Annotated in this window: 11 protein-coding genes, 2 tRNA genes and 2 rRNA genes (1 of these 15 cut by a window edge); 11 read left to right on the top strand and 4 right to left on the bottom strand. The window is 49.4% G+C overall.

What is annotated here, in order from left to right; genetic code table 11:
* Both L985_RS15480 and rrf read left to right on the top strand, forming a co-directional pair.
* Nucleotides 1–2,432 (top strand): 23S ribosomal RNA (locus L985_RS15480) (it extends 482 nt beyond the left edge of the window).
* 46 nt (nt 2,433–2,478) lie between these two features.
* Nucleotides 2,479–2,594, top strand: a 5S ribosomal RNA gene (gene rrf / locus L985_RS15475).
* A gap of 81 nt (nt 2,595–2,675) precedes the next feature.
* On the opposite strand, the gene L985_RS15470 is transcribed toward rrf, so the two are convergent.
* Nucleotides 2,676–3,140 (bottom strand): NUDIX hydrolase, encoded by a 465-nt coding sequence (locus L985_RS15470; protein WP_047394306.1) that lies wholly within the window; start codon nt 3,138–3,140, stop codon nt 2,676–2,678.
* 129 nt (nt 3,141–3,269) lie between these two features.
* On the opposite strand from L985_RS15470, the gene L985_RS15465 reads away from it, so the two are divergent.
* The 7 genes from L985_RS15465 to L985_RS15435 all read left to right on the top strand — a co-directional run bounded on the left by L985_RS15465 (nt 3,270) and on the right by L985_RS15435 (nt 6,726).
* A tRNA-Met gene (locus L985_RS15465) sits at nt 3,270–3,346 on the top strand.
* Between the two features lie 34 nt (nt 3,347–3,380).
* A tRNA-Met gene (locus L985_RS15460) sits at nt 3,381–3,457 on the top strand.
* A 119-nt stretch (nt 3,458–3,576) separates the two neighbouring features.
* A complete protein-coding gene (gene tsaE, locus L985_RS15455; protein ID WP_029342835.1) occupies nt 3,577–4,026 on the top strand; it encodes a tRNA (adenosine(37)-N6)-threonylcarbamoyltransferase complex ATPase subunit type 1 TsaE in 450 nt (149 codons plus the stop codon).
* Nucleotides 4,023–4,676, top strand: coding sequence for a tRNA (adenosine(37)-N6)-threonylcarbamoyltransferase complex dimerization subunit type 1 TsaB (gene tsaB, locus L985_RS15450; RefSeq protein ID WP_029342834.1), 654 nt, complete (start codon nt 4,023–4,025; stop codon nt 4,674–4,676). The genes tsaE and tsaB overlap by 4 nt, the downstream gene beginning before the upstream one ends.
* Nucleotides 4,669–5,124: a ribosomal protein S18-alanine N-acetyltransferase gene (rimI, locus tag L985_RS15445; protein WP_071908837.1), complete on the top strand. Its 456-nt coding sequence runs from the start codon at nt 4,669–4,671 to the stop codon at nt 5,122–5,124. The genes tsaB and rimI overlap by 8 nt, the downstream gene beginning before the upstream one ends.
* Nucleotides 5,121–6,128: a tRNA (adenosine(37)-N6)-threonylcarbamoyltransferase complex transferase subunit TsaD gene (gene tsaD / locus L985_RS15440; RefSeq protein ID WP_047394311.1), complete on the top strand. Its 1,008-nt coding sequence runs from the start codon at nt 5,121–5,123 to the stop codon at nt 6,126–6,128. The genes rimI and tsaD overlap by 4 nt, the downstream gene beginning before the upstream one ends.
* Nucleotides 6,129–6,156: 28 nt before the next feature.
* Nucleotides 6,157–6,726 carry a hypothetical protein gene (locus L985_RS15435; RefSeq protein WP_047394315.1) on the top strand — a complete coding sequence of 190 codons (570 nt, stop codon included), beginning with the start codon at nt 6,157–6,159 and terminating at the stop codon, nt 6,724–6,726.
* A 47-nt stretch (nt 6,727–6,773) separates the two neighbouring features.
* On the opposite strand, the gene L985_RS15430 is transcribed toward L985_RS15435, so the two are convergent.
* The 3 genes from L985_RS15430 to L985_RS15420 form a co-directional block, all read right to left on the bottom strand.
* Nucleotides 6,774–7,433, bottom strand: coding sequence for a haloacid dehalogenase type II (locus tag L985_RS15430; protein ID WP_047394319.1), 660 nt, complete (start codon nt 7,431–7,433; stop codon nt 6,774–6,776).
* Nucleotides 7,434–7,501: 68 nt separating this feature from the next.
* Nucleotides 7,502–7,957: a flavodoxin gene (locus L985_RS15425; RefSeq protein ID WP_047394322.1), complete on the bottom strand. Its 456-nt coding sequence runs from the start codon at nt 7,955–7,957 to the stop codon at nt 7,502–7,504.
* Nucleotides 7,958–8,062: 105 nt separating this feature from the next.
* Complete coding sequence (locus L985_RS15420) at nt 8,063–8,383, bottom strand: winged helix-turn-helix transcriptional regulator (protein WP_023469609.1); 321 nt, start codon at nt 8,381–8,383, stop codon at nt 8,063–8,065.
* Nucleotides 8,384–8,566: 183 nt separating this feature from the next.
* On the opposite strand from L985_RS15420, the gene L985_RS15415 reads away from it, so the two are divergent.
* The gene (locus L985_RS15415) at nt 8,567–8,965 is read left to right on the top strand and encodes a DoxX family protein (RefSeq protein WP_023469608.1); all 399 of its coding nucleotides are present in this window, start codon (nt 8,567–8,569) and stop codon (nt 8,963–8,965) included.
* 19 nt (nt 8,966–8,984) lie between these two features.
* Complete coding sequence (locus tag L985_RS15410) at nt 8,985–9,578, top strand: flavin reductase family protein (protein ID WP_047394326.1); 594 nt, start codon at nt 8,985–8,987, stop codon at nt 9,576–9,578.
* Nucleotides 9,579–9,629 lie beyond the last annotated feature (51 nt).

Below are 9,629 nucleotides of genomic sequence, written 5' to 3'. Positions count from 1 at the left end.
CCTAGTGACCGATAGTGAACCAGTACCGTGAGGGAAAGGTGAAAAGCACCCCGGAAGGGGAGTGAAATAGATCCTGAAACCGTATGCCTACAAGTAGTCAGAGCCCGTTAACGGGTGATGGCGTGCCTTTTGTAGAATGAACCGGCGAGTTACGATAACGCGCGAGGTTAAGCCGATGAGGCGGAGCCGTAGCGAAAGCGAGTCTGAACAGGGCGTTCAGTGCGTTGTCGTAGACCCGAAACCAGGTGATCTACCCATGTCCAGGATGAAGGTCAGGTAACACTGACTGGAGGTCCGAACCCACGCACGTTGAAAAGTGCGGGGATGAGGTGTGGGTAGCGGTGAAATGCCAATCGAACCTGGAGATAGCTGGTTCTCCCCGAAATAGCTTTAGGGCTAGCCTCGAGGTTGAGAGTTCTGGAGGTAGAGCACTGATTGGACTAGGGGCCCCCACAGGGTTACCGAATTCAGTTAAACTCCGAATGCCAGCAACTTATACTCGGGAGTCAGACTGCGAGTGATAAGATCCGTAGTCAAGAGGGAAACAGCCCAGACCGCCAGCTAAGGTCCCAAAGTGTATGTTAAGTGGAAAAGGATGTGGCGCTGCCTAGACAGCTAGGATGTTGGCTTAGAAGCAGCCACCATTCAAAGAGTGCGTAATAGCTCACTAGTCGAGTGGCGCCGCGCCGAAAATGTAACGGGGCTAAACATACCACCGAAGCTGCGGATTCCGTAAGGAATGGTAGGGGAGCGTTCCAAACCGCTGTGAAGCTGTACCGGAAGGAGCAGTGGAGCGTTTGGAAGTGAGAATGCCGGTGTGAGTAGCGAAAAGAGGGGTGAGAATCCCCTCCGTCGAAAGCCCAAGGTTTCCTGAGGAAGGCTCGTCCGCTCAGGGTTAGTCTGGACCTAAGCCGAGGCCGAAAGGCGTAGGCGATGGATAACAGGTTGATATTCCTGTACCGCCGATCCACCGTTTGAACAATGGGGGGACGCAGGAGGATAGTGACGCATGCGGATGGAAGTGCATGTGCAAGTTTCAAGACCGTCTGATTGGCAAATCCGTCAGGCACCAAAGTCAAGGAACGATGCGGAGTCCCGTAGGGACGTAGGTCACGATTTCACACTGCCAAGAAAAGCCTCTAGTGAGGGGGAAGGCGCCAGTACCGTAAACCGACACAGGTAGGCGAGATGAGAATTCTAAGACGCGCGGGATAACTCTCGTTAAGGAACTCGGCAAAATGGTCCCGTAACTTCGGGAGAAGGGACGCTCTACATGAGTAGAGCCGCAGTGAATAGGCCCAAACGACTGTTTAGCAAAAACACAGGTCTCTGCTAAATCGCAAGATGACGTATAGGGGCTGACGCCTGCCCGGTGCTGGAAGGTTAAGGGGATGGGTTAGCGCAAGCGAAGCTTTGAACCGAAGCCCCAGTAAACGGCGGCCGTAACTATAACGGTCCTAAGGTAGCGAAATTCCTTGTCGGGTAAGTTCCGACCCGCACGAAAGGCGTAACGATTTGGGCACTGTCTCAACGAGAGACCCGGTGAAATCATAGTACCTGTGAAGATGCAGGTTACCCGCGACAGGACGGAAAGACCCCATGGAGCTTTACTACAGCCTGATATTGAGGCTTTGTGCATGATGTACAGGATAGGCGGGAGACGTCGAGCCCGGAGCGCCAGCTTCGGAGGAGTCACCCTTGGGATACCGCCCTTCATGCATAGAGTCTCTAACTCGCAGCCGTGATCCGGCTGGAGGACCGTGTCAGGCGGGTAGTTTGACTGGGGCGGTCGCCTCCTAAACAGTAACGGAGGCGCCCAAAGGTTCCCTCAGAATGGTTGGAAATCATTCGTAGAGCGCAAAGGCAGAAGGGAGCTTGACTGCGAGACCTACAAGTCGAGCAGGGACGAAAGTCGGGCTTAGTGATCCGGTGGTTCCGCATGGAAGGGCCATCGCTCAACGGATAAAAGCTACCCTGGGGATAACAGGCTGATCTCCCCCAAGAGTCCACATCGACGGGGAGGTTTGGCACCTCGATGTCGGCTCATCGCATCCTGGGGCTGGAGTAGGTCCCAAGGGTTGGGCTGTTCGCCCATTAAAGCGGTACGCGAGCTGGGTTCAGAACGTCGTGAGACAGTTCGGTCCCTATCCGTCGTGGGCGCAGGAAATTTGAGGAGAGCTGTCCTTAGTACGAGAGGACCGGGATGGACGCACCGCTGGTGTACCAGTTGTTCCGCCAGGAGCATCGCTGGGTAGCTACGTGCGGACGGGATAAATGCTGAAAGCATCTAAGCATGAAGCCCCCTCCAAGATGAGATTTCCCTTTGAGTAATCAAGAAAGACCCCTCAGAGACGATGAGGTAGATAGGTCACGGGTGGAAGCATGGCGACATGTGGAGCTGAGTGATACTAATCGGTCGAGGCCTTGTTCTAGCAGATGCTTGTTGATGACTTCAGTTTTGAGGGCGCGAGCCCGTCGTCTGGTGACGATAGCCAAGTGGTCACACCCGTTCCCATGCCGAACACGGAAGTTAAGCACTTGAACGCCGAAAGTAGTTGGGGGCTTCCCCCTGTGAGGATAGGACGTTGCCAGGCACTTGACTGATCTGCAGATTGCAGGTCAGTTTTTTGTTGTAGAAAAGAAAAAACTGACCAAATGACAGCCAGTTTTAAAATTCAAGGTGTTGTTTCGACAAGACGAGAGATGACTTGTTTCAAAAGCGCAGCGGCTCGTGCTTCAAGTGGGTCTGGTAGTTGATCAAGTGGAAAATAACGAAGATCGAGGCTCTCTCCGTCCGTCATCTGTAATGTACCCGATATTCCTTTTGCTTGAAAGAGATGAATCACACTATATGTTTGATCGCCATTTGGATAACGGAAGAAGTAATCAGGACCCGAGAAGACGTCTAGTAGTTGAACGCTGCGTGCTTGAAGGCCGGTTTCTTCCTCTAATTCACGCATCGCGACTTCTTCAAGTGTCTCACCTGGTTCCATCGACCCACCGGGAAGTCCCCAACTGTGTGTATCCGAACGATATTGAAATAGCAGTTCATGCTGTGGATTCAGGACGAGTACGGTCGCACCCACGCTGATTAACGGTCGGTTCCCTACGATTTTTCGTAAATCTAATAAGTATCCCATCTGCTCACTCCTTTCGTATCAGTATAGAAGAATATTCATTATGACAGTTATTAAAAAGAAATAAGGCAAAAAGACTTGCCAATTTAAAAGACACATGTTATATTAATATCTGTCGAAACGTTATATCATCGCGGGGTGGAGCAGTCTGGTAGCTCGTTGGGCTCATAACCCAAAGGTCGTCGGTTCAAATCCGGCCCCCGCAACCAATTTTTAAATAATCAAATCCGAAACGTTTATCGTCGCGGGGTGGAGCAGTCTGGTAGCTCGTTGGGCTCATAACCCAAAGGTCGTCGGTTCAAATCCGGCCCCCGCAACCAATTTTAAACTTAACTTCAACTTTACTACGAAACGTTCAGCGTTTCGTATTTTTTTTTGCCTTTTTCGTCCGGTACAATAGAGAAGGACGAACAGTACGTATTAAAGGAGGAGACATCGTATGATAGAACTGGAAATGAACAGCTTGGAAGAAACGACTGCTTTAGCCCTTGAACTCGGACGACGTGCTGAAGCGGGGATGGTCATTACGCTTGACGGAGACTTAGGTGCTGGGAAAACGACTTTCACCCAAAGCTTTGCGAAAGGATTGGGTGTGACGCGTCACGTCAACAGTCCAACCTTTACGATCATGAAAGTCTATACGGGGCGTCTTCCTCTTTATCATATGGATGTCTATCGCCTGGAAGGTTCCGGTGATGATATTGGACTTGAAGAATATTTGAATGGTGAAGGCGTTGCTGTCGTCGAGTGGTCTGAATTGATTGCGGACAGCCTTCCACCTGATCGATTGGCAATCACGATTACACGAACAGGTGACGATAGCCGACGTTTTGAGCTGAAGCCGATCGGAGAACGATACATTACATTATGTGAGGGATTGAAATCATGAAAATCGTAGCTATTGATACATCGACGAAACAATTATCGGTCGCTCTTTCAGACGGGAAACAGATCGTAGCAGAAGCATCTTACGTCACGTCTTTGAATCATGCGACGAAACTCATGCCGTTACTTGAGCGCTTGATGGCGGAAGCAAAATGGACACCGGCTCAACTGACACGCGTCGTCGTTGCTGACGGTCCTGGTTCTTATACGGGTTTACGGATTGGAGCGACGACAGCGAAGACGCTTGCCTATACACTCGGTATCGAGCTCGTTGCCATCTCGACACTTGAACTGATGGCAGCTTCGACTGGTCATACAGGACGCGTTGCTGCGATTCAAGATGCGCGGCGTGGAGCAGGGTTTGTCGGAGTGTACGACGCCGGGAAACGAATTGGTGAAGAGCAACATGTCGAGATCGCTTCTTTTGTGAAGACGTTACCGGCAGATACGCTCGTCACAGGAGACGTCGATGCGTTCGAAGAGATTCTTCAGCCCTTCGAAAAGGCGGCTCCTGCTTTTCAGACGCCACGTGCCGGCGTACTCGCTTTACTCGGCGCAACACGTCAGACGGTCGAAGCGCATGCGTTTGAGCCACGTTACCTGCGCTTGGCTGAAGCAGAAGCGAAATGGATCGAGGCACAGCGTCATGAGTAAGGGCATTCGTCGCATGACCGTACAGGATGCTGCAGGTGTTCATGCGGTTGAACTCGAATCATTTGCGACACCGTGGACGCTAGATGCCTTCGAAGCGGAAATGACACAAAATCCGAATGCCTATTATGTCGTTGCCGATCAAGATGGTATCGTTGGGTTTGCTGGTCTGTGGCATATCGCGGATGAAGGACATATTACGAATATTGCCGTCAAGCAGTCACACCGCGGACAAGGACTTGGTGAAGATTTGCTAACGGCATTGATCGCCGTCGGTCGTGCGCTTGGTTTGCGGGCAATGACACTCGAAGTACGTGTCTCGAACACACCGGCGCGGACTTTATACGAAAAGCTTGGATTCCAGTATGTCGGTGTTCGAAAACGATATTATCAAGATAACAACGAAGATGCTGCCATCTACTGGCTGGAGCTGGAGGGAGAAGACCTATGACACAACCATTGATTCTAGCAATTGAATCGAGTTGCGACGAAACGGCAGCTGCCGTCGTCCGTGGAGGAATCGACGTCTTATCGAACGTCGTCTCGTCTCAAATCGAAAGTCATAAACGATTCGGTGGCGTCGTGCCTGAAGTGGCTTCACGGCATCACGTTGAACGGATCACATACGTCATCGATGATGCCTTGACGGAAGCGAACGTCACGATCGACGATATCGATGCGATCGCCGTCACGGAAGGACCTGGACTCGTTGGAGCACTGCTCGTTGGTGTCAGCGCAGCGAAGGCACTCGCCTTTGCGCACAATAAACCATTAATCGGTGTTCATCATATCGCAGGTCATATCTATGCGAATCGTCTCGTGCAAGAGCTTGAGTTCCCGCTCGTCTGTTTGATTGCATCAGGTGGGCACACGGAACTGATCTACATGCCGGAAGACGGTGTATACGAAGTCATTGGTGAAACACGGGATGATGCCGCCGGAGAAGCATATGATAAAGTTGCTCGGACGTTAAAGTTACCGTATCCAGGTGGTCCACGGATCGACCAGTTGGCACAGACTGGTCAGGATACGTTCCATTTTCCACGCGTCTGGCTCGAGAAGGACTCGTATGACTTTAGCTTCAGCGGTTTGAAGTCAGCAGTCATCAATGCCGTGCATAACGCCGAACAACGGGGAGAAACGATCATTCCGGAAGATTTAGCTGCAAGTTTCCAAGCGAGTGTCGTCGAAGTACTCGTGACGAAGGCGGTCCGTGCCGTGAAGGATAAAGGGGGACGCCAATTGCTACTTGCTGGTGGCGTCGCTGCTAACAAAGGATTACGCCAAGGTCTCGAAGCAGCGTGTGCGAAAGAAGGTATTGATCTCGTCATTCCGCCGATGCACCTGTGTGGAGACAATGCGGCGATGATCGGAGCAGCTGCGATTCATCCATATCGCGCATTACGCCATTCGACACTTGCCATGAATGCAGAACCTGGGCTAGATTTAAAGTAAGGAATCCGAACAACTTGGGGGAAATGGAATGAAAAAAGTCATCATCGCATTGTTAGCGGTACTGGTCATCGTCGCAATCGGACTTCAGGTCCGAGAAATCGTCAACGCATACCAAGTCGCCTATAAGGAAGAACTCGTACCCGATAAGAAAGCGGTCGAGACGAACACGAAACAACGTCCACTTTACGAAATCGGACGTGCCGAAGGAGAAAAGACCCGGATTCAAAAGTTATATGCTTTTGATCAGACAGTCAATGGTAAGCTCAGTAACGTCGTCATCGTCGATCGAAAGTATGGTTTAACGAACAAGGCGAGTGATGATTATTTCATGATTGCTTCCGGAACACCGGTGACGGATCAAGAGAAGAAATCGTTCGAACCAATGATTAAAAAGATGGATGCAGAACAAGTCCAAGCCGAGGTGATCTCGAAGCACGAGGTGACGGCTGTTGAGAACAATAAAAAGCGGACGTTGACGTTATTTAAGGTCTTCTATAAAGATACGGATCAAAACGAATACCTCTTCTTCATTGAAAAAGAAGGCGGTCTGAAACTTGATCTATTCAAGAAGGGTTACTCACGTCTTTCGAATTACTAAAGCCATAACAACAGCGGATTCCTAAATAGGAGTCCGCTGTTGTTCGTTCATTGCCATTCAGTAATACCCGTTAAGTCATCATAGATGCGATCGGGATCGAGATTCAATTCCTCGACCGGAAGTCCATTTCGATTGATCCATGCCGTTTTAAAACCGAAACTCTTCGCACCGGTGATGTCCCAACCGTTCGAGGACATGAATAAAATCTCCTCGCGTTTTAGACCGAGCGTGTTTAATGCATGCATATAGGATGCAGGTGCTGGCTTATACTGTTTGATATCATCGACACTGACAAGATGTTCGAATCGATCGGCTAAGCCTGACTGCTCAATCAGCGGATCGAGCATATCATGGGAACCATTCGAGAAGACGACTAGGCGCTTATCTGCCATCGTCTCGAGAACGGAGCTGACTTCGGGATATACATCAAGTATCAGGTACGTCTCCATTAAGGTCGTGATTTGTTCCTCAGTCACATGGAGCTTCAGTTCGAGTAACGTGTAGCGGAGCGCATCCTGTGTCACTTGGCTGAACGGCACATATTGTCCGTTCAATTGCCGGAGGAAAGAGTACTCCAGTTGTTTCTCCCGCCAGCGTTTACTGATTGCCTCTCCGTGCCCCGGATAAAGCTCTTCGGCTTGTTCTTTGACGGAATGGACATCGAATAATGTACCGTAGACGTCAAAGACGAGTGCTTGAATCGTCATAAAACATTCATCTCACTTTCATAGAGTCTGTTTTAACGATTCCCTTACAGTAAGGATTCAAACGAACCTTAGGAACGGACCTGTTGTAAAAAGCGATGAAATGTCTGTGCGAATGCACGACAAGCGGCCTGTTTCTCCGGGGTATTCGGATCAAACTCGATCTTCAAGCCATCCGTGACGATGGTCGCCCTAGCTTCTTTTAATGCGTCTTCGATCAAATCAACGGCTGCGCAGTACTTCGGATAATCAAGATCCCCCGAGCCAAAAGCAGCAGCCGGCATCCCGTTTAAGGATTGTTCCCGGAGCTCCTCAACGAAATCTTCTGCTTCATATGGTAAATCACCGTCACCCCATGTATATGAGCCGAGTAATAAACCATCAAAACGTGATAGATCCTCCCCGACGAATTGATCCAATTCTGTGATCGTCACGTTGACATCGTGTTGCTCGAGCTCACGTTGAATGATCGAGACGATATCTTCCGTATTACCGGACATGCTGACGAATCCAATCGCGATATGCATGCATCTTCCTCCTTTCGGTGTACTTCTCTACTTTAATTGATAATGATTATCAATGTCAAAGAGCATATAAAAAAGCACCTTCCGAAGAAGATGCTTTTTTATATATTAGTCTTGTAGTTCGGCCCATTCCTCAATGGAACGAATGACCGGTTCGAGTTGACGCCCTTTGTCGGTCAAACTGTATTGAATCTTAATCGGACGATCGGGAATGACAGTCCGGATGACGATGCCTTCCGCTTCGAGCTCCTTCATACGTTCCGTGAGCATACGACCTGATAATTCGGGAATGGCATCTTGAATCTCATTGAAACGACATGTCTTCGTCAACAAGTGACGTAAAATCAGACCTGTCCATTTCTTACCTAAGATTTCAAATGCATGTTCGACTTTGGGACAAAGAGCCGGTTGGATTGCGACTTCTTCCATCAGCACTCATCCTTTCTATAGTTGTAGTATACCCGCTTCTGCTAAAAAAATCGAATCATTTTACTTAATGTAACAAAAAGAACTAAAACAAATCTATTTACTTTTAGTAAGTGATAAGATATAGTCTGTTTATTGAGTTACTTAAAGTAACTAAAAAACATTAGGTAAAAGGAGAAGAGAGAAATGATGGATACAGGACTTTTAATTATTCGTTTAATCATCGGCTTAACGTTCGCTGCACACGGGACACAAAAATTATTTGGTTGGTTCGGTGGACACGGAATCGCTGGAACAGGCGGTTGGTTCGAATCAATCGGCATGAAACCAGGGAAGGCACTCGCGATTACGGCAGGTCTTGCTGAATTGATCGGCGGCTTATTGTTCGCAGGAGGCGTATTCCTCTGGATTGCCGCGCTCCTCATCATCGGATCAATGCTTGTCGCGATCGTTAAAGTACACGGTGCGAATGGTTACTGGGTGACGCAGAACGGGTACGAATACAACATGGCATTGATCGTCATCGCCCTTGGTGTAGCGATGATCGGTGCTGGAGATTATTCACTCGCTGCACTCATCGGGTGAAGAAAAAGGTGGGTCATTCATGAAGTTCGAGGCATCAACGCTTAGTGCAAAAGATAATTACAAATTACTGATCGGAAGCATCATTCCGCGTCCGATTGCTTTCGTGACGACGCAAGGAGAAGACGGGACGGTCAACGCCGCACCATTTTCGTTCTTTACGGTCGCATCAAGCAGTCCACCACAACTGGTGATTGCCGTACAACGGACGGATCAGGGTCAGAAGGATACGGCACGCAACATCCTTGCGAAACAAAGTTATGTCATCCATATCGTCAGCGAAGAAATCGTCGAGGCTGTGAATGAAACAGCTGCGCCACTTGCGTATGGTGAAAGTGAGCTCGAACGGACGGATTTAACACTTGTCGATAGCGACGCGATTGATGTACCCGGAATCGCGGAAGCGAAAATCCGGTTCGAGATGCGCTTGACGCAACACGTTGAGCTGGAAGGTGCCGATCTTTTGATCGGAGAAGTACTGCGTTACCACGTTGCGGATGAACTCGTCGAGTCGTTCCGGATTGATGCGGCAGGTTTGAAGGCTGTCGCTCGTTTAGCGGGGAATGATTATGCGACGATAGGGAAGACGTTTACGATTGCCCGACCTACCAAATGATACAGGCGTGAATGTTTGATTCATTATACGATCCATATTAACGACGAACGT

Source organism: Exiguobacterium sp. ZWU0009, assembly GCF_000798935.2.
Taxonomy (GTDB): domain Bacteria; phylum Bacillota; class Bacilli; order Exiguobacteriales; family Exiguobacteriaceae; genus Exiguobacterium_A; species Exiguobacterium_A acetylicum.
The sequence above is the reverse complement of the archived record's forward strand: the minus strand, read 5'-3'. Positions and strand labels throughout refer to the sequence as shown.